The organism is Rathayibacter sp. AY1E6 (assembly GCF_002931115.1).
Taxonomy (GTDB): domain Bacteria; phylum Actinomycetota; class Actinomycetes; order Actinomycetales; family Microbacteriaceae; genus Rathayibacter.
This window is the reverse complement of the sequence record NZ_PSVK01000005.1, coordinates 55,852-73,348: the sequence shown is the minus strand read 5'-3', so window position 1 is coordinate 73,348 and position 17,497 is coordinate 55,852. Positions and strand designations below refer to the sequence as shown.

The window sequence follows — 17,497 nt, the reverse complement described above, 5'->3', positions numbered from 1 at the left end:
TGCTAGTAGCGGGCCTTCTCCAGGATGTCCTCGCGCGGGTCCTCGTCCGGCTCGGCGGCGGCGTAGGCCTCGAGGGCCTCACGGGCGGCGGCGGACAGGTGGCTCGGGACGGCAACCTGCAGGACGGCGAGCAGGTCGCCCGTGCCCTTGGGAGTCGTGACGCCGCGGCCCTTGACACGCAGGACGCGGCCGCTCGGGGTGCCTGCGGCGACCCGGAGCTTGACGGGCTCGCCGCCGAGGGTCGGCACCTCGATCGTCGCGCCGAAGACCGCCTCGACGAAGGTCACGGGGACCGTCACGCGCAGGTTCAGCCCGTCGCGCTCGAACACCGGATGCTTGCGGACCGAGACAGTGAGCACCAGGTCGCCGGGATCACCGCCGTCCGGGCTGGGGCGGCCCTTGCCGCGGACGCGGATCTTCTGGTCGTCGGCCACGCCGGCCGGGATGCGCACCGAGAGGGTGCGCCCGTCGCCGGTCTGCAGCTGGACGGTGTCACCCCGGGTCGCGGTGCGGAAGTCGATGGTGGTGCTGGCGGTGACGTCGGCGCCCTTCTGCGGGCCGCCGAAGCCGCGGTAGCCGCCGCTGGGCTGGCCGAAACGGCTGCCTCCGCCGCCGAACATGCCGCCGAGGATGTCCTCGAAGCCGGGCGGCGGGCCCTGCTGGGTGCTGTAGGAGGTGCGCCCGCCCTGGCCGAACATGCCGCCGAAGACGTCGTCGAACCCTCCGGGCTGGCCGCCCGCGGTGAAGCGCGCCCCGCCGCCCATGGCGCGGATCTGGTCGTACTCCTTGCGCTGCTCGGCGTCCGAGAGCACGGTGTACGCCTCGCTGATCTCCTTGAAGCGCGCCTCGGCCTTCGCGTCCCCCGGGTTGGAGTCGGGGTGGAACTGGCGGGCGAGCTTGCGGTAGGTCTTCTTCAGGTCCGCGGCGGAGACGTCCTTGGACACGCCGAGGACCTTGTAGAAGTCCTTGTCGAACCAATCCTGGCTGGCCATGTGCCTCTTCCTGTGTCGAATGCGGCGAGGGACCCCGCCCAAGTCCGGCAGCGTGCTGCCGAGCGGGGCGGGGTCCTCCGCGGTGGTGGTGCCGGTGGCGGGGTCAGTCGGCGGGGACTGCCACGACCACCTTGGCGGCCCGCAGCAGCGAGCCTCCGAGGTAGTAGCCCGCCTCGACGACGTCCGCGACCGTGGAGGTCTCGGCGCCGGGGGTGGGCTGCTGGAAGATCGCCTCGTGGATGTTCGGGTCGAACAGGTCGCCCACGGCGCCGGTCTTCACCAGGCCGAGCTTCTCCACTCCGCCGCGCAGCTTCTGCGCGATGGCCGTGAAGGGCCCGCCCTCGGCGAGGTCGCCGTGCTTCTCGGCGCGGTCGAGGTCGTCGAGCACGGGGAGGATGACCTTCACCGCGTCGCCGATCGCCCGCTCCTTGTCGACCTGGCGGTTGGCCTCGGTGCGCTTGCGGTAGTTCGCGTACTCGGCGGTCACCCGCTGGAGGTCGGCGAGGTGCTCGGCCGCGAGCGTCTCGGCGCTGGACTGTCCCGAGAGGAACGAGAGGTCGGCGTCCGAGAGGCTGGTCTCGACGTCGGGCCCCTCGGCCTCGATGAGGCCCTCCTGGTCCTGGGCGTCCTGCGCCGCCTCGGCTCCCGCCTCGCCGCCGGTGGCCGGCTGCTCCTCGGGGAGGTCCTGGGGCTCGTTCTCGGCTGCCATGGCTACTTCGTGTCCTTCGGCTCGTCCTCGTCGATGACCTCGGCGTCGACGATGTCCTCGTCGTCCTTCTTGTCACCGTCGGCCGGAGCGTCCGCGGGGGCGCTCTGCGCGGCCTGGTCCTGGGAGTAGATCGCCTGGCCGATCTTGGTCTGCGAGGCGTTGAGGGCGTCGAACGCGGTCTTGACGGCCGCGTCGTCGTCGCCGGCGAGCGCGGTCTTCAGCGCGTCGACGTCTCCCTGCACCTCGGACTTGACGTCCTCGGGCAGCTTGTCCTCGTTGTCCTTGATCAGCTTGTCGATCGAGTACGCCAGGGTCTCGGCGTTGTTGCGGATCTCGGCGGCCTCGCGGCGGGCCTTGTCCTCGGCGGCGTGCTCCTCGGCCTCGCGGACCATGCGGTCGATGTCGTCCTTGGGCAGCGACGAGCCGCCCGTGATCGTCATCGACTGCTCCTTGCCGGTGCCCTTGTCCTTCGCGGACACGTGGACGATGCCGTTGGCGTCGATGTCGAAGGTGACCTCGACCTGCGGGATGCCGCGCGGGGCCGGCGCGATGCCGGTCAGCTCGAACGTGCCCAGGTTCTTGTTGTCGCGGGTGAACTCGCGCTCGCCCTGGAAGACCTGGATCGCGACGGACGGCTGGTTGTCGTCGGCCGTGGTGAAGGTCTCGGACCTCTTGGTCGGGATCGCGGTGTTGCGCTCGATGAGCTTGGTCATGATCCCGCCCTTGGTCTCGATGCCCAGCGAGAGCGGGGTCACGTCGATCAGGAGGACGTCCTTGCGCTCGCCCTTGAGGACGCCGGCCTGCAGCGCGGCGCCGACGGCGACGACCTCGTCCGGGTTGACGCCCTTGTTGGGCTCCTTGCCGCCGGTGAGCTTCTTGACGAGCTCGGCCACGGCCGGCATGCGGGTCGAGCCACCGACGAGGACCACGTGCGCGATGTCCTCGACCTTGACGCCCGCCTCGGCGATGACGTCGGTGAAGGGCTTGCGGGTGCGCTCGATCAGGTCGCTGGTGAGCTCCTCGAACTTGGCGCGGGTGAGCGTCTCGTCGAGATTCGCCGGGCCGTTCTCGGTGAGCGAGAGGTAGGGCAGCTGGATGCTGGTCGAGGTGCTCGAGGAGAGCTCCTTCTTCGCCTGCTCCGCGGCCTCCTTGAGGCGCTGACGCGCGATCTTGTCCTTCGAGACGTCGACGCCGGTCGAGTCCTTGAAGCGCTTGACCAGGTGGTCGACGACGCGCTGGTCCCAGTCGTCGCCGCCGAGGCGGTTGTCGCCCGAGGTCGCACGGACCTGGATGGTCGAGAAGTCGTCGTCCTTGCCCACCTCGAGGAGGGAGACGTCGAACGTTCCGCCGCCGAGGTCGAAGACGAGAATGAGCTCGTCCTCCTTGCCCTTGTCGAGGCCGTAGGCCAGCGCGGCCGCGGTGGGCTCGTTGATGATGCGCAGGACGTTGAGTCCGGCGATCTCGCCGGCGTCCTTGGTCGCCTGGCGCTCGGCGTCGTTGAAGTAGGCCGGGACGGTGATGACCGCGTCGGTCACCTTGTCGCCCAGGTACTGCTCCGCGTCGCGCTTGAGCTTGCCCAGGATGCGGGCCGAGATCTCCTGCGGGGTGTACTTCTTGTCCTCGACGCCGAAGGTCCAGTCGGTGCCCATGTGGCGCTTGACCGACGCGATGGTGCGGTCGACGTTGGTGACGGCCTGGCGCTTCGCGGTCTCGCCGACGAGCACCTCCCCGTCCTTGGTGAACGCCACGACGGACGGCGTGGTGCGGAAGCCCTCGGCGTTGGCGATGACGGTGGGCTCGCCTCCCTCGAGGACGGCCACGACAGAGTTGGTGGTTCCCAGGTCGATGCCTACGGCACGGGACATATGCGTTGTTCTCCTTCGCGATCGGCGTCGCGCGGGCGGCTGCCGGTCAGTTGACGGGTGGTGCGGAATCCTCTGCGGGAGTTGAGCCCCGCACGCTCAAGTTTACGCATCTGTCGTCTCGCGTCAAGTCCGGAGGCGAGAAGTTGAGTCGCATCGGCTCAACTCTCGGACTCACGGGTCCCGCCGCTTCCGGCCGTTCACCTCCTCCCCCTACGGTGGGCCCATGACGACGCGCACCGGCCGCTGGCCCGTCCTCGCCTGGGGCCTGTGGGACTGGGGCGGATCGGCCTTCAACGCGGTGGTGACCACCTTCGTCTTCACCGTCTACCTGACCACCGACGGGCTCTTCGGCACTTCGAGCGGAGTCTCGGCCGCGCTCGGCTGGTCCCTCGCCGCCGCCGGCGTGGTCGTCGCCGTCATCGCGCCGATCACCGGCCGCCGGGCCGACCTCGGCGGGCGCCGCCGACTCTGGCTGGGGATCCACTCCGCCGTCGTCGTCCTCTGCATCCTGCTGATGTTCCTCGTGCGCCCCGACCCGGCCCTCCTCTGGCTGGGACTCGGACTGCTCGCGGTCGGCACGGTCTTCTTCGAGTTCGCGAGCGTCAACTACAACGCGATGCTCCTCCAGGTCTCGACCCGGGCGACCATCGGCCGCGTCTCCGGCTTCGGGTGGGGCATGGGCTACGTCGGCGGGATCGTCCTGCTGCTGATCGTGTACTTCGGCTTCATCTCGCCCGAGGTCGGGCTCTTCGGAGTGACGGGGGACGACGGCCTCGACGTGCGCGTCTCGATCCTGGTCGCCGGCGTGTGGTTCGCCGTCTTCGCCCTCCCTGTGCTGGTCGCGGTGCCGGAGACGCCGGCGCGCGCGAGCCGGGCGGAGCGCGTCGGCGTGATCGCCTCCTACCGCGCGCTCTTCGCGCAGGTCGCCGCCCTCTGGCGCGAGAGCCGCAGCACCGTGGCCTTCCTCATCGCCAGCGCGGTGTTCCGCGACGGGCTCACCGGGGTCTTCACCTTCGGCGGCGTGCTGGCGCAGGGCACCTTCGGCTTCGACGCCGGCGAGGTGATCCTCTTCGCCATCGCCGCGAACGTCGTGGCCGGAGTGGCGACCATCTCGGTCGGCGCGCTCGACGACCGCATCGGCCCCAAGGCCGTGATCGTCGCCTCGCTCATCGGCCTGGTCGTCTGCGGCACCGCCGTCTTCGTCCTGCACGACGGGGGGAGCACGGTGTTCTGGATCTTCGGCCTGCTGCTGTGCCTGTTCGTCGGCCCGGCGCAGTCGGCGAGCCGCAGCTACCTGGCCCGCCTCATCCCGGAGGGACGCGAGGGCGAGATCTTCGGCCTCTACGCGACCACCGGGCGGGCGGCCTCGTTCCTCGCGCCCGCCGCCTTCGCAGCCGCCGTCTCGATCGCCGCGGCCGTCTCGGGCAGCGGCGAGGCGAACGTGCAGTACTGGGGCATCCTCGGGCTCGTCCTCGTCCTCGCCGTGGGGCTGGTGCTGCTCCTGCCGGTGCGCCGCCCGCCGGCCACCGCCCCCGTCGTGCCGGAGCCGCGGCTCGCGCCGCCCGCCCGCCGGGACTGACGGGGCCCGGCCCGCGGAGACGCGGGCGAGGACCTCCCCGCGCCGGCGGCCGCGGATCAGACCGTGGCGATCCAGAACACGATCAGCAGGAGCGTGACGAGGAAGCCGGTCAGGAAGTTCAGCGCGAGGAAGCGCTTCCAGCCCGCATTCGCCCGCTCCGCCTCGGCGTCCTCGAGCGACCGGTACGGCCAGATGCTCACCGCGTACGGCACCGCGAGGATCGCCGCGAGAGTCCCCGGCCAGGGCAGCAGGAGCAGGAGCAGGCCGCTCGCGACGTAGGCGGCGATGGCGAAGCGCGTGGTCGCCTTCGCTCCGATCACGGTCGCGATCGAGCCGATGCCGCCCGCCCGGTCGGCCAGGATGTCCTGCACCGCGCCGAAGGCGTGGCTCGCGATCCCCCAGAGGAAGAACGCCACGAGCAGCGCCACGAGAGGTCCGGTGACCACGGTGCCCGCGAGGGCGATCCCGTAGACGGCCGGGCTGACGAAGTGGGTCGCCGAGGTCAGCGAGTCGACGAACGGACGCTCCTTGAAGCGGAGCCCCGGCGCACTGTAGGCGATCACCGCGAAGACGCTGATCGCGAGGACCAGCCACGAGACCGGGGATCCGAGCAGCACGAGCGCCACCAGGAACGGCACGTTCGTGGCCACCGCCGCGATCAGCGTCGCGCGGTGCTCGCTCCGGTCGAGCACGGCGCCCTCGACGCCGCCCTTGCGGGGGTTCCGCAGGTCGGACTCGTAGTCGAAGACGTCGTTGATCCCGTACATCGCGAGGTTGTAGGGGATGAGGAAGTAGATCGTGCCGAGCACGAAGGCGAGGTCGATCTCGCGGGTGGTCAGCAGGTACGCCGCGGCGAACGGGTAGGCGGTGTTGACCCAGCTCAGCGGGCGGCTCGAGACGAACAGCGCGCGCAGCCGGTTCACGGCTCGCTCCGACGACGCGAGGGCAGGAGCACCCAGAGCGCCGGGAGGGCGAGGGCCGCGGCGATCGCGTAGGCGAAGTCCTCGATCGGAGCGACACCGATCCGGATGCCCGAGATCAGGTCGTCGTCGTAGGCGACCAGCAGGCCCACTCCGATCATGATGTTGTCGAACACGGCGGTCATCACCAGCAGCACGGCGAGCGTGCCGAGGACGGCGGGCAGGCGCAGGACGCGTCGGCGCAGCGCGAGCAGCAGCAGCACCAGCACCACCGCGAGGAACACGGCGTTGAGGAGGAGGTAGGTCACGCGCGCGCCTCCGCTCGCCGGGCGACGCGCTGCGAGAGGAAGCCGTGCACGTCCATCGTCAGGTAGCAGAGCAGGGTGAGGAAGAGGACCTCCTCGACCGGGAGCTCCGGCGCGATCTGCAGGCCGGTCATGTAGGAGGTCTCTCCGCGGAAGAAGACGCCCAGGCCGATCCCCACGAGGTCCCAGACCAGGAAGAACGCGACGCCCACGGGCAGCACGATCGCCGCGCGTCGCGCGTCCGCCCAGAAGAACAGCCGGAAGCGGCGGTCGAGCACGATCATCCCGGTGATCGAGACGAGGAGCGCGAGCAGGTAGAGGATCCCCACGCCTACTCCCCCACGGCGACGGGCGCGACCGGAGCGGACGGCGCCTCCCGCACGGGCAGCGGCTCGGTCGACACGTCGCCGCGCACGCGCTTGAGCATGACCTCGGCGCTGATGATGCACATCGGCAGGCCGATGCCGGGGATCGTGGAGCTGCCGGCGAAGAGCAGGCCGTCGACGTGCCGGCTGACGTTTCCGGCCCGGAAGAAGGCGCTCTGCGAGAGGACGTGGGCCGGTCCGAGCATCGAGCCGCGCCAGGCGCCGAGGTCGCTCTCGAAGTCGGCCGGGCCGATGGTGCGGCGGACGACGATCCGCTCGGCCAGGTCGGTCGCGCCGGTCCAGGACGCGATCTGCGCGATGGCCTGGTCGGCGATGGCCTCGACGCGCGCGTCGCCCGCGCCGTCGACTCCGCCGTGGCCGATCGAGGTGTCGGCCGGGATCGGCACCAGCACGAACAGGTTCTCGTGCCCCTCCGGAGCCGTGCTCGCGTCGGTCGCGCTCGGGCGGCAGACGTAGATCGACGCGGGATCGGGGACGGTCGGGTGCTCGCCGAAGATCTTGTCGAAGTTGTCGCGCCAGTCCTTCGTGAAGAGCAGGGTGTGGTGCTCGAGCTCGGGCAGCTCCCCGCGCACGCCCAGGAGGACGAGGACGGCGCTCGGGCCGGGCTCGCGCTTCTCCCAGTAGGCGGGCGGGTAGGTCCGCAGCTCCTCGGGGAGGAGCGACTGCTCGGTGGTGAAGAGGTCGGAGGCGTTGACGACCAGGTCGGCGGGGATCCGCTCCGTGCCGTCGGGGCCCGTGAACTCGACTCCGACGACCTCGGCGCCGCGGCGTCGGCCGCGGGGCGAGCGGGCGGTGAGGATCCGCGTCGCGGGCGAGGACGTGCGGACGGTGACGCCGGCCTCCTCGGCGACGTCGGCGACCGCCTCGATCAGCTTCGTGAATCCGCCCATCGGATAGAGCACGCCGTCGGCGAGGTCGAGGTGGCTCATCAGGTGGTACATGCTCGGCGCGGCGAACGGCGAGGAGCCGAGGAAGACGGCCGGGTAGCCGAGGATCTGGCGCAGCCGGTTGTCGGTGACCGCCGTCGCCGCGAACGTGTCGAGCGGAGTGAGCAGCAGGCGGCCGAGCCTCCCGGTCCGGCTGAGCACGTCGCGGCGCAGCAGCGGGAGGAAGGACGAGAAGCTCGTGTAGAGGAAGCGGCGCTTGGCCATCTCGTAGGTGTCGCGCGCGGAGTCGAGGTAGGCGCGCATCCGCTCGCCCGCTCCGGGCTCGATGCTCTCGAAGAGCGCGAGGTTCGACTCGAGGTCGGCGAGCACGTCGATCGGCTCGTCGACGCCCTCGCTGTAGACCCGGTAGCCGGGATCGAGCGTGACGAGGTCGAGGCGCTCCTCGGCGCTGGTGCCCATGAGGCGGAAGAAGTGGTCGAACACCTCGGGCATCAGGTACCAGGAGGGACCGGTGTCGAAGCGGAAGCCCTCGTGCTCCCACGAGCCGGCGCGGCCGCCGACGGCCTCGCGCGCCTCCAGGAGGGTCACGTCGTAGCCGTCGCGCGCGAGCAGCGCGGCGGAGGCGAGTCCGCCGATCCCCCCGCCGATGACGACGGCGCGGTGCGGGCCTGTCCTCGAGCGGGTCGCGCGGACGGGGCCGGGGCCCAGGCGCGGGCCGAGCGTCGACACGGCCGCCTTCGCCGCGAGCGCCGCCTTGGCGGCCGTGGGCACGCTGACGCGGGCGCGGAGGAGCTCCTCGGCGGGCGTCGCGCGGATCCGGTCGGCCAGGGCGGCGAAGAGGGAGTGGGCCAGCAGGACCGCGCGCCGACTCGAGCGCGGGAGCTCGGGCACGATGGCGGCGGCCTCGGCGAGGTCGTCGTCGAGGTCGGCGAGCAGCGAGGCCTTGTCGCGCTCGGAGAACGCCCGCGGGTCGACTCCGGGGAAGTAGCTGCGGCCGAGGCCGTCGACGTCGGCGGCGAGATCGCGGAGGAAGTTGACCTTCTGGAACGCGGCGCCCAGGCGGCGCGCTCCGGCCACGAGCCGCTCGCGGGCGGCCTCGGAGACGAGCCCCGCGTCCGGCGCCGCGAGGAACACGTGCAGGCACATCAGCCCGACGACCTCGGCGGAGCCGTAGACGTAGGCCTCGAAGGACTCGGGGGTGTGCTCGGTCTCGCGGAGGTCGGCGCGCATCGACGCGAAGAACGGCCGGGTGAGCTCGGTGCCGAATCCGGTCGCCCGCGCGGTCCGAGCGAAGGCGTGGATCACGAGGTTGGAGCTGTAGCCGGAGGCGAGCGCGCGCTCGGTCTCGGCCTCGAAGGCGTCGAGGGACTCCTCCACCGCGGCCCGGTCGAGACGGGCCTCCTCGGCGACGCCGTCGACGATCTCGTCGGCGACGCGCACGAGGGCGTAGACGTCCTCCACCCGCTCGCGGACGCCCGGGGCGAGCAGGCGCGTGGCCAGCCCGAAGGAGGTGGAGTAGCGGCGGATCACCTGCGCGGACGACTCGTGCGCGACGCGGTCGTACAGTTCGCTCTGGCGGCTCATCGTGCCACCGTACGGGGGCTCGGCCGGGCGGAGCGCATCGTCGCGCGCATCCGCGCGTGGCGGACAGCGCTCATCGGGTGCGCCCGACCACGCTGGCCACGAGCGGGCGGACCTCGTTGCGGAACGCCTCCGACACCGCGGGCGTCTCCAGAGCCGCCCAGGCGCGATCGGCGAACTGGTTCGCGAGCCCCTCGGCGTAGCTGCGGGCGCCGCACTCCTCGAGGATGCCGCGCACCTTCTCCGCGGTCTCGGGCGCGAGGTGCTCGTCGCCGATCAGCGCCTCGATGTCGGGCCAGCAGTCGGTGCCGGCCGCGTGGGCGATGAGGACGGTGCGCTTGCCCTCGCGGAGGTCGCCCAGCGTGGTCTTGCCGGTCTGCCCCTCCGAGCCGAAGACCCCGAGCAGGTCGTCGACGATCTGATAGGCGATGCCGATCCAGCGGCCGAACTCGCCGAGGGCGTCCACCGCGGCGTCCGAGGCCCCGGCGAGGATCGCTCCGGCCTGCAGCGGCGCCTCGAACGAGTAGACGGCCGTCTTGAGGCGCTCCATCTCGAGCACCTCGTCGACCGAGGGCATGCCCGGCATGAGGGAGAAGTCCACATCGGCCAGCTCACCCGCGGCGGAGGCGAAGACGGCCTCGTCGAGCAGGGTGAGCAGGCGGGCCCGCACGCCGTCGGAGGCGCCGACGCCCTCGACGAGGCGGTGGGCGCCGGTGAGGGCGAGGTCCCCGGCGATCACGGCCACCGAGGTGCCGCGGTGCTCGGCGATCGGGATGGAGAGGCCCGCGGTCGTCGCCTCGTCGCGGTAGCTGCCCGAGACGTTCGGGCCGCCGCGGCGCACGAAGTCGCGGTCGATCACGTCGTCGTGCACGATCAGCGCGGTGTGCAGCAGCTCGAACGCCGCGCCGAGATGGGCGGCGGCCTCCGGATCCTGGCCGCCGTGGGCCTCGTACGCCGAGATCACCATCAGCGGGCGGAAGCGCTTGCCGCCGCGGGTGTTGGCCTCCAGCGTCTGCCAGAGGGTCAGGTAGCGGGGTCCGAGACGCACCGCCCGGGACCTCGCCAACGAGAAGAACCTGTCCAGGACGGCATCGACGTGCTCCTGCCTCAACCGGGACAGAACCACGGGGTCGCGCGTATCCACGTGGGAAGGCTAACAAAGGGGAGAACCAGGACGATAAGCCGGCTGATGTGTTGCGGCGTGCTTGACTTGCGGGTATGACTTCGCCAGCCGCCACTGTGCAGACGGACCGGATCGAGCAGGTGGTCCTCCTCGACGAGGCAGGGAACGCCGTGGGGGTCGCCGACAAGGCGACCGTGCACGACACGGCCACTCCCCTGCACCTCGCGTTCTCCTGCCACGTCTTCTCCCCGGACGGCGCGCTTCTGGTGACCCGCCGCGCACTCGAGAAGCGCACCTGGCCGGGCGTCTGGACCAACTCCTTCTGCGGGCACCCCGCCCCGGGCGAGCGGATCGAGGACGCCGTCGTCCGCCGGGCCGAGCGCGAGCTCGGCGCCCGGCTGGCCACGCTGGAGGTCGCCCTGCCGGACTTCCGCTACCGCGCGGTCGACGCGTCCGGCGTCGTCGAGAACGAGATCTGCCCCGTCTACACGGCGACGCTGTCGAGCCGCGACGCCCTCGATCCGCGCCTCGACGAGGTCATGGACTACGAGTGGGTCGACGCCGAGGCGACGCTCGCCGCCGTCCGCTCGACCCCCTGGGCGTTCTCCCCCTGGCTCGTGCTGCAGCTCCCCCGCCTGCTGGGCTGACCCCCGCGCCCTGATCCCTGCGCCGGAGTCAGTCGGTGTAGACGTCCGTGCGGTGGAAGTTGAGCGCCGACCGCGACGCGGTCGGACCGCGCTGGCCCTGGTACCGCGAGCTGTACTCCGCCGAGCCGTAGGGCTTCTCGGCGGGCGAGCTGAGGCGGAAGAAGCACATCTGGCCGATCTTCATCCCCGGCCAGAGCGTGATGGGGAGCGTCGCGACGTTGCTGAGCTCGAGGGTGACGTGGCCGGTGAAGCCCGGATCGATGAAACCGGCGGTCGAGTGGGTCAGCAGTCCGAGCCGTCCGAGCGAGCTCTTGCCCTCGAGGCGCGCCGCGATGTCGTCCGGCAGCGACACCTCCTCGTAGGTCGAGCCGAGCACGAACTCTCCCGGGTGGAGGATGAACGGCTCGCCCTGCGGCGTCTCGACCAGGCGGGTCAGCTCGGGCTGGTCCTCGGCCGGATCGATGTACGGGTAGCGGTGGTTGTCGAACAGCCGGAAGAAGCGGTCGAGGCGCACATCGACGGACGACGGCTGCAGCATCGACGGATCGTGCGGGGCGAGCCCCACGCGGCCGGAGGCGAGTTCGAGCGAGATGTCGCGGTCGGAGAGGAGCACGCTGCGATCCTAGGGCGTGGCGCGACCCGGGGGCATGGGCCGGCTCCGGGCCTTGCTACGATGTCCTGGTGCGCCCGAGCGGCGCCACGCGAGTGTAGTTCAATGGTAGAACTTCTGCTTCCCAAGCAGATGGCGCGGGTTCGATTCCCGTCACTCGCTCTCCTCCCCCCCTCGTCTGCGGCCGGTCCTCCGGCCCGACGCGAGCGGCTCCTCCTCCGGCCCGACGCGAGCGGCTCCTCCTCCGGCGCTGCAGCGGCAACCGGCAGACCAGCGGCGTCCGTCAGCCCAGCGGCGTCCGGCAGCGCAGCGGCGACCGTCATCCCAGCAGCCGCAGCCGCCCGACGATCCTGTCGATCCGGTTCCTCGGCCCCACCAGGCTGACCGCGAGGTACTGCAGCTCGTCGGAGCCGCTCGCCGCCACCGCCTCCCGGTACTCGTCGTACACCCGGGTGGCCTGCGCCGACGCGGGCATGTCGGCGACGAACGTCCCGTCGTGCGCCTCGGCCTTCGCGCGGATCGTGAGCAGGGTGGCCGCGTCGGCGGCGAGGACCGTGCAGCCGGCCCACGGCAGACCGGGATGCAGCGATCCGGACGCGTCGGCGGGGCTCGGTCCGAGCAGTCCCGCGACGTGCGCGGCCGTCGCGGCGCCCACGCAGATCGCGGCGTTCACGGCGCGGCCGGCGGGGAGGGACTCGTCGACGACGACCACCCACTTGAGGCGGGCCGAGCGGGTGGGCGCGGCGGTGTCGATCTCGTCGGGGTGGAAGCCGACGGCGTCGGGGGCGGGGATGGTCATGCTGCTCCTCGGTTCGTGCGAAGTGACGTCACGAAGAGTAGGCAGGAGGGCTCCCCTTCGGCAGGATCTCCGTATGAACGACCAGCAGAACGGCCCAGGAGCGGCACTCGACGAACTCGACGTCCGGATCCTGCAGGTCCTGCAGTCGGATGCACGGATCACGAACCGTGACCTCGCAGCCGCCGTGCACGTCTCGCCGACCACCGCCCTCGACCGCACGAGGAGCCTCCGGCGCCGCGGCGTCATCACCGGCGCGACGCTCACTCTCGACTTCGCGGCCCTCGGGCGCGGCGTGCAGGCGCTGATCGCGGTCCGCATCCGTCCGCCGTCGCGCGAGATCATCGAGGCCTTCCGCGACTGGGTCGCCGGCCTCGACGAGACGGTCGGCGTGTTCGTCACCTCCGGCTCGGAGGACTTCATCATCCACGTCGCCGTCCGCGACAACCAGGACCTCTACGCCTTCGTCATCGACGAGCTGACGCAGCGCCGCGAGGTCGCCGACGTGCGCACCTCGGTCGTCTACGAGCACCTGCGCGAGCAGGTCGTCCTGCCGCTGAAGCCGCACGGCCGCGCGGAGCGGTGAGGCGCCCGCGCGGCGTTTCGACGCGACACGCCGGGCGGATCCGCGGCAGCGCGCGGGATCGCGGGACGCAGAGGGCAGGGTGGAGGGGTGACAGAGCTCGTCCAGATCCCGTCGCCGGGCGTCGCCCTCGAGTACGGGCACCCCGGCCGGCCCGTGGTGGTCGTGCTGCACGACGTGTTCGGGCGCCTGCCGTGGCTGGAGCCGTTCGCCGAGGCCGTGGCGAAGCACGGCTACCACGTGCTCGTGCCCGACCTCTACGACGGCTGGGCCACGCTCTCCCCGGAGGACGCGCGCGACCTCGCCGCGATGGCCGCGCAGGACCGCACCCTCGCCGCCGTCGCCGAGGCGGTCGGCACCGGAGTCGCGGCCGGGGCGCCGCGCAGCGCCGTCATCGGCTTCGGCTTCGGCGGCCGCCTCGGGCTGCTCGCCGCGGGCACCGGGCTCGTGGACGCGGTGGTCGCGTACTACGCCACCCTCGGTGCGGAGGAGCACGTGCTGGTCCCGTGCCCCACCCTCCTGCACTACGCGCAGAGCGACGAGTGGCCCGCGGGCGACGACCCGGAGTCGTTCGTCGGACGGCTGAAGGAGTCGGGGACGCCGGTCACGGCGCACACCTACCCGGACACGCAGCGGCATTTCGCGAACGGCAACCTGCGCGACGCGGTCAGCCCCGCCTCCGCGGCGCTCGCCTACGCGCGGACGCTCTCGTTCCTCAATCCCCAGCTCATCGACACCTGAGCTCAGCCCTGCACGTCGTGCAGGTGGTGCTGGACGTCGTGCAGGTAGTAGCGGGCGATCGTGTCGACCGTGAACGCCGCGCCGTCGCTGCGGCGGCCTCGGCGCTGCCACTGGGCGCCGGCGACGGAGTCGAACACCTCGGCGATGCGCTCAGCCGCCTCGACCAGCTCGCGGCCGACCGTCGCGGGGTCCTGCTGGTCGTAGCGCTCCTCCACGGCGGTGACGTCCTGGTCCCAGTTGGGGTAGAGCGGGTCGTCGCCGGCGAGCATCAGCTGCACACGGGTGCGGTAGATGCGGTGCACGTCGCGCACGTGCGCGGCGTACTCGAGCGGCGACCAGGTCTCGTCGTCGGGCCGGCCCGCCGCGTCGTCGCGGTCGAGCACGTAGGGCCAGGCGGCGGCGTTCTCGCGGATGAGCTCGGCGACCTCGTCGGCGTCGACGAGCGAGGCGTCGAAACCGCACTCGAGGCACGGGCGCTCGAGGACCCAGGTCCAGTCCTTGGTGTCGGGAGTGATCGGCATGGCACCAGAGTAGGGCGCCGCCGGATCAGCAGCGCGTCGGGGTCCCCTGCACGGCGCCGCGCTCGCCGTCGGCCGTCCACGGGAGCTGGGGCAGGCCCTCGGCTCCCGCCGCGGCTCCCTGCTCGACCGCGATGGCGGCCAGGGTGCGGGCGACCGTCGCGGCGAAGTCCCCGCCGGGCGTCGAGCTGTTGATCGAGACGGCCACGGTCAGGCCCGAGACCGGGTCGGAGTACGCCGCGGTGACGAAGCCGGGCGCGAGGCCCGAGAAGCCGCGGAGGGGTCCCGCCTCGTGCCCGCCGAGCCCGGCGCGGAGGTAGTCGGCGCGGCCCTGGCCCTGGACGACCGGGTCCCGCCACATGGCGTCGTCCGCGGGATCGGCCGCGAGACCCGTCGCCAGCCGCCGGAGGTCCTCCAGATCGGTCAGTGCTCCGCCGGCGGCGCCGAGGGCGGACGGGGACGCGGCGGTGACGTCGAGGCGCACGTCGCAGCGCTTCTCCCCGGTCGCCGGGTCGAGCGCGACCGCATAGCCGCGGGGGGACGGAGCGGGCAGGTCGACCTCGGAGGCGCCGGGCAGCTCCGTGCTCCGCAGCCCGTACCGCGGCACCACGTACTGGTCGTAGAGCTCCCCGATGCTCCGACCGGTCACCTGCGCGGCGACGATGCCGGCGAGCAGCGGACCGGTGGCGGAGTCGGACCACGCCGCTCCGGGCTCGGCCGAGGCACCGCGCACCTGGGCCGCGGCGAGCAGCTCGAGCGTCGGCCACTGCCGCGGGGGGTTCTGGAGCACGGTCGGCCAGAGCGCCGAGCGGAAGTCGGCCAGGCCGGAGGTGTGCGCGCAGAGCTCGCGCAGGGTGAGCCCGTCGATGCCGGGCAGGGAGCGCAGCATCTCGCCGACGTCGGCGTCGAGGTCGACCCGGCCGGAGTCGGCGAGGGCGAGGACCACGTCGCAGGTCATCGCCTCGGTGCCGCCGGTGCCGAGCCGCAGGTGCACGTCGGTGGTGAGGGCGGTGGTGCGCTCGTCCGACTCCCAGCCGACCGCGCCCTCCCAGCTGCCGCCCCACGGCGACCAGACCCCGGCGACCGCTCCGGTCGCGCCGGCGACGCCGACCGTCTCGTCGAGGAACCCCGACAGGGCGGAGGCGAGCTCCTCCGACGCCGCCTGCGCGGGCGCCTCCGCCACGCGCGAGGCGGCGGCGGGCGTGCAGCCAGCCAGTGCGAGCACGAGGACCGGGACGACGAGCAGCCCCGTCCGCGTCCGTCTGCGAGATCCCATGCCGTGCGACTCCCCCGTCGTCTGCGAACGGCACCACTGTACGGGGGCTCCGTCGGGCCGGAGAGGGCCGCTGAGCGCGCGATCGCGATTCGTGTCCTGACCGTGACCGGCGGAGTCCACCCCGTTCCCAAACCGGCAGGCGCCGGGTTACGAAGAGAGGGAGTACAGCGCAGAGGCGCTGCTCGAAGGAGGTAAGAGACCATGCGCAGATCCCCCAATCGACTGCTGGCGACTCTCTTCGGAGCCGTCTACGTCGTCGTCGGGCTCCTCGGCTTCGTCGTGACCGGAGGCGTGCAGTTCCTCTCGACCAAAGGCGGGCTCCTGCTCGGCATCTTCGAGGTGAACCCGCTGCACAACATCGCCCACCTGCTCATCGGAGGCGCGCTGCTGATCGCGGGCCTGTCGACCGTCGCCGCGGCGAAGACCGTCAACGTGACCGTCGGAGCGGTGTACCTGCTGCTCGGCATCGTCGGCTTCTTCCTGGTCGACACCGCTCTGAACGTGCTGGCGCTGAACACCGCCGACCACTTCCTGCACCTGGCCAGCGCGCTGGTGCTCCTGGGAGTCGGACTCGGCACCGAGAAGACGGCGAGGACGCGCACCACCGCGACCGCCTGACCCGGGCGGCACCCGCCGCCCCCCTCTACTCCGTCCGCCGTGGGCCCGCCGTTTTCCGCGGCGGACGGACTGAACGGCCCCGGACGACACGATGCGGTGTGTCGATCCGGGGCCTCCTCTTCTTCCCCGATCCAGCGAAGGAGCCGCCATGACCACCGTGGCCCGCTGCAACGCCGCTTTCGCCGGACTCGGCGCCGGGCTCGTCCACCTCTCGCTCGCCGCCGGCGGCGAGGGCGTGCAGGCCCCGGTGATCGGAGTGCTCGGTGCCGTCGAGATCCTCTGGGCGATCCTCGTCCTGGCACGCGGCCGGATCGTCGTGCCGATCTCCGCGCTGGTGGTCGCGGTCGCCTCCCTGGCGGCGTTCGCCCTCGCTCTGGCCCTCGGCGCACTCGCCGAGCCCCTCCCCGCGCTGGCCGCCGCGGTCCTCCAGCTGATCGCGGTCGCCGTGGTGGCCGTCTCGCTCCGCTCTCCGCGCGTCGAGGAGAAGGCCGTCTCGCCGTCGCGAGCTCTCGTAGGACTCCTGGCCGGCGCGCTCACCGTCTCCGCCCTCGCCACCCCCGCCATGGCCGCCTCCTCGGGCGGCTCGGGCGACATGGGCGGGATGATGCACTCCGTCGTCGACGGCGGACACGGGCACTGACGCCTCTGGTCCCAGCGGCTCCGCTCGGCTAAGGTAAGGCAGACCTCAGTCGCCGAGGGAGGCCACCGTGTCGAACGTCATCCCGTTCTCCGAGGCCCTGCGCCTGCGCATCGGGCAGTCCGGCGCGGACGACGAGGGCGCCGCCTTCATGACCTCGCTGATGACCGGCTCCGGCAGTCGCGACGACTACATCGCGCTCATCTCGCAGCACTACTTCGTCTACGAGGCCCTCGAGGCCGTGGCGGAGGACATGGCCGGCGATCCGGTCGCGGAGCCCTTCCTCTCGGCCAAGCTCACCCGGCTCCCCGCGATCGCGGAGGACCTGCGCTTCCTCGTCGGCGAGGACTGGCGCGAGCGCATCCGCCCGCTGCCCTCGACCAGCGCCTACGTCGACCGGATCCGCACCGTGGCCTCGGGCTGGAGCGGCGGCTTCGTCGCCCACCACTACACGCGCTACCTCGGTGACCTCTCCGGCTGCGCGATCGTCCGCGGGCTGCTGCAGCGGCGGTTCGGCTTCGAGACCAACGGCGTCGGCTTCTTCCTCTTCGGCGAGATCGCCGCACCGTCGGCCTTCCGCGCCACCTATCGCGAGCAGCTCGACGCCGCGGGCTGGGACGAGGAGGAGCGCGAGCGGGTCATCGCGGAGGTCGCGGAGGCGTACCGGCTGACGACGGAGCTGTTCCGCGATCTCGCCCGGACCTGCGCGGCGGCCTGAGGCCCC

The 17,497-nt window shown here is 72.1% G+C and carries 19 protein-coding genes and 1 tRNA gene; 8 read left to right on the top strand and 12 right to left on the bottom strand.

All coding sequences use genetic code 11. The features are described 5' to 3' along the window. Positions 1–2 precede the first annotated feature (2 nt). The 3 genes from C5C46_RS06760 to dnaK form a co-directional block, all read right to left on the bottom strand. Positions 3–992, bottom strand: a complete 990-nt coding sequence (locus C5C46_RS06760; protein ID WP_104222888.1) for a DnaJ C-terminal domain-containing protein — start codon at positions 990–992, stop codon at positions 3–5. A 103-nt stretch (positions 993–1,095) separates the two neighbouring features. Beyond that, positions 1,096–1,701: a nucleotide exchange factor GrpE gene (locus C5C46_RS06755; RefSeq protein WP_104222889.1), complete on the bottom strand. Its 606-nt coding sequence runs from the start codon at positions 1,699–1,701 to the stop codon at positions 1,096–1,098. Between the two features lie 2 nt (positions 1,702–1,703). Next, positions 1,704–3,566, bottom strand: a complete 1,863-nt coding sequence (dnaK, locus tag C5C46_RS06750; RefSeq protein ID WP_104222890.1) for a molecular chaperone DnaK — start codon at positions 3,564–3,566, stop codon at positions 1,704–1,706. A gap of 223 nt (positions 3,567–3,789) precedes the next feature. Between dnaK and C5C46_RS06745 the strand changes: the two genes are divergently transcribed. Continuing rightward, entirely contained in the window at positions 3,790–5,145 is a 1,356-nt protein-coding gene (locus C5C46_RS06745) for an MFS transporter (RefSeq protein WP_104226134.1), read from the top strand. A 56-nt stretch (positions 5,146–5,201) separates the two neighbouring features. On the opposite strand, the gene C5C46_RS06740 is transcribed toward C5C46_RS06745, so the two are convergent. The 5 genes from C5C46_RS06740 to C5C46_RS06720 all read right to left on the bottom strand — a co-directional run bounded on the left by C5C46_RS06740 (position 5,202) and on the right by C5C46_RS06720 (position 10,272). Beyond that, positions 5,202–6,068, bottom strand: a complete 867-nt coding sequence (locus C5C46_RS06740) for a prenyltransferase (protein ID WP_104222892.1) — start codon at positions 6,066–6,068, stop codon at positions 5,202–5,204. After that, positions 6,065–6,373 carry a lycopene cyclase domain-containing protein gene (locus C5C46_RS06735; RefSeq protein ID WP_104222893.1) on the bottom strand — a complete coding sequence of 103 codons (309 nt, stop codon included), beginning with the start codon at positions 6,371–6,373 and terminating at the stop codon, positions 6,065–6,067. Before C5C46_RS06735 ends, C5C46_RS06740 begins: the two co-directional genes overlap by 4 nt. Then, complete coding sequence (locus C5C46_RS06730) at positions 6,370–6,699, bottom strand: lycopene cyclase domain-containing protein (RefSeq protein ID WP_104222894.1); 330 nt, start codon at positions 6,697–6,699, stop codon at positions 6,370–6,372. The genes C5C46_RS06735 and C5C46_RS06730 overlap by 4 nt, the downstream gene beginning before the upstream one ends. A gap of 2 nt (positions 6,700–6,701) precedes the next feature. Next, positions 6,702–9,227: a phytoene desaturase family protein gene (gene crtI / locus C5C46_RS06725; protein ID WP_104226133.1), complete on the bottom strand. Its 2,526-nt coding sequence runs from the start codon at positions 9,225–9,227 to the stop codon at positions 6,702–6,704. A 70-nt stretch (positions 9,228–9,297) separates the two neighbouring features. Further along, positions 9,298–10,272 carry a polyprenyl synthetase family protein gene (locus C5C46_RS06720; protein WP_244229492.1) on the bottom strand — a complete coding sequence of 325 codons (975 nt, stop codon included), beginning with the start codon at positions 10,270–10,272 and terminating at the stop codon, positions 9,298–9,300. Positions 10,273–10,442: 170 nt separating this feature from the next. On the opposite strand from C5C46_RS06720, the gene idi reads away from it, so the two are divergent. Further along, positions 10,443–10,994 carry an isopentenyl-diphosphate Delta-isomerase gene (gene idi / locus C5C46_RS06715; protein ID WP_104222897.1) on the top strand — a complete coding sequence of 184 codons (552 nt, stop codon included), beginning with the start codon at positions 10,443–10,445 and terminating at the stop codon, positions 10,992–10,994. 28 nt (positions 10,995–11,022) lie between these two features. Here the strand turns inward: idi and dcd are convergent, their stop codons facing one another. After that, positions 11,023–11,607, bottom strand: coding sequence for a dCTP deaminase (gene dcd, locus C5C46_RS06710; RefSeq protein WP_104222898.1), 585 nt, complete (start codon positions 11,605–11,607; stop codon positions 11,023–11,025). 88 nt (positions 11,608–11,695) lie between these two features. On the opposite strand from dcd, the gene C5C46_RS06705 reads away from it, so the two are divergent. Continuing rightward, positions 11,696–11,766: transfer RNA gene (locus C5C46_RS06705), tRNA-Gly, on the top strand. Positions 11,767–11,923: 157 nt separating this feature from the next. Here the strand turns inward: C5C46_RS06705 and C5C46_RS06700 are convergent. Further along, positions 11,924–12,403: a DUF2000 domain-containing protein gene (locus tag C5C46_RS06700; protein WP_104226131.1), complete on the bottom strand. Its 480-nt coding sequence runs from the start codon at positions 12,401–12,403 to the stop codon at positions 11,924–11,926. A 73-nt stretch (positions 12,404–12,476) separates the two neighbouring features. Between C5C46_RS06700 and C5C46_RS06695 the strand changes: the two genes are divergently transcribed. Together C5C46_RS06695 and C5C46_RS06690 are read left to right on the top strand one after the other, a co-directional pair. After that, positions 12,477–12,986 carry an Lrp/AsnC family transcriptional regulator gene (locus C5C46_RS06695; protein ID WP_104226130.1) on the top strand — a complete coding sequence of 170 codons (510 nt, stop codon included), beginning with the start codon at positions 12,477–12,479 and terminating at the stop codon, positions 12,984–12,986. Between the two features lie 87 nt (positions 12,987–13,073). Then, the gene (locus tag C5C46_RS06690) at positions 13,074–13,724 is read left to right on the top strand and encodes a dienelactone hydrolase family protein (RefSeq protein ID WP_104226129.1); all 651 of its coding nucleotides are present in this window, start codon (positions 13,074–13,076) and stop codon (positions 13,722–13,724) included. A 2-nt stretch (positions 13,725–13,726) separates the two neighbouring features. Here the strand turns inward: C5C46_RS06690 and C5C46_RS06685 are convergent, their stop codons facing one another. Together C5C46_RS06685 and C5C46_RS06680 are read right to left on the bottom strand one after the other, a co-directional pair. Beyond that, positions 13,727–14,245, bottom strand: coding sequence for a DinB family protein (locus tag C5C46_RS06685; protein ID WP_104222903.1), 519 nt, complete (start codon positions 14,243–14,245; stop codon positions 13,727–13,729). A gap of 25 nt (positions 14,246–14,270) precedes the next feature. Beyond that, positions 14,271–15,518: a serine hydrolase gene (locus C5C46_RS06680; RefSeq protein ID WP_104226128.1), complete on the bottom strand. Its 1,248-nt coding sequence runs from the start codon at positions 15,516–15,518 to the stop codon at positions 14,271–14,273. Positions 15,519–15,719: 201 nt separating this feature from the next. Here C5C46_RS06680 and C5C46_RS06675 point away from each other — a divergent pair, with 201 nt between their 5' ends. From C5C46_RS06675 to C5C46_RS06665, 3 genes are all read left to right on the top strand, one after another. Next, a complete protein-coding gene (locus C5C46_RS06675) occupies positions 15,720–16,136 on the top strand; it encodes a DUF4383 domain-containing protein (RefSeq protein ID WP_104226127.1) in 417 nt (138 codons plus the stop codon). A gap of 148 nt (positions 16,137–16,284) precedes the next feature. Beyond that, positions 16,285–16,776, top strand: a complete 492-nt coding sequence (locus C5C46_RS06670; protein WP_104226126.1) for a hypothetical protein — start codon at positions 16,285–16,287, stop codon at positions 16,774–16,776. Positions 16,777–16,843: 67 nt separating this feature from the next. Continuing rightward, positions 16,844–17,491, top strand: a complete 648-nt coding sequence (locus C5C46_RS06665) for a heme oxygenase (biliverdin-producing) (protein WP_104226125.1) — start codon at positions 16,844–16,846, stop codon at positions 17,489–17,491. Positions 17,492–17,497 lie beyond the last annotated feature (6 nt).

Coding starts and splice junctions, on each gene's coding strand:
- C5C46_RS06760 (WP_104222888.1), bottom strand. CDS start 992: ATGGCCAGCCAGGATTGGTTCGACAAGGACTTCTACAAGGTCCTCGGC.
- C5C46_RS06755 (WP_104222889.1), bottom strand. CDS start 1,701: ATGGCAGCCGAGAACGAGCCCCAGGACCTCCCCGAGGAGCAGCCGGCC.
- dnaK (WP_104222890.1), bottom strand. CDS start 3,566: ATGTCCCGTGCCGTAGGCATCGACCTGGGAACCACCAACTCTGTCGTG.
- C5C46_RS06745 (WP_104226134.1), top strand. CDS start 3,790: ATGACGACGCGCACCGGCCGCTGGCCCGTCCTCGCCTGGGGCCTGTGG.
- crtI (WP_104226133.1), bottom strand. CDS start 9,227: ATGAGCCGCCAGAGCGAACTGTACGACCGCGTCGCGCACGAGTCGTCC.
- idi (WP_104222897.1), top strand. CDS start 10,443: ATGACTTCGCCAGCCGCCACTGTGCAGACGGACCGGATCGAGCAGGTG.
- C5C46_RS06700 (WP_104226131.1), bottom strand. CDS start 12,403: ATGACCATCCCCGCCCCCGACGCCGTCGGCTTCCACCCCGACGAGATC.
- C5C46_RS06695 (WP_104226130.1), top strand. CDS start 12,477: ATGAACGACCAGCAGAACGGCCCAGGAGCGGCACTCGACGAACTCGAC.
- C5C46_RS06685 (WP_104222903.1), bottom strand. CDS start 14,245: ATGCCGATCACTCCCGACACCAAGGACTGGACCTGGGTCCTCGAGCGC.
- C5C46_RS06680 (WP_104226128.1), bottom strand. CDS start 15,518: ATGGGATCTCGCAGACGGACGCGGACGGGGCTGCTCGTCGTCCCGGTC.
- C5C46_RS06675 (WP_104226127.1), top strand. CDS start 15,720: ATGCGCAGATCCCCCAATCGACTGCTGGCGACTCTCTTCGGAGCCGTC.
- C5C46_RS06670 (WP_104226126.1), top strand. CDS start 16,285: ATGACCACCGTGGCCCGCTGCAACGCCGCTTTCGCCGGACTCGGCGCC.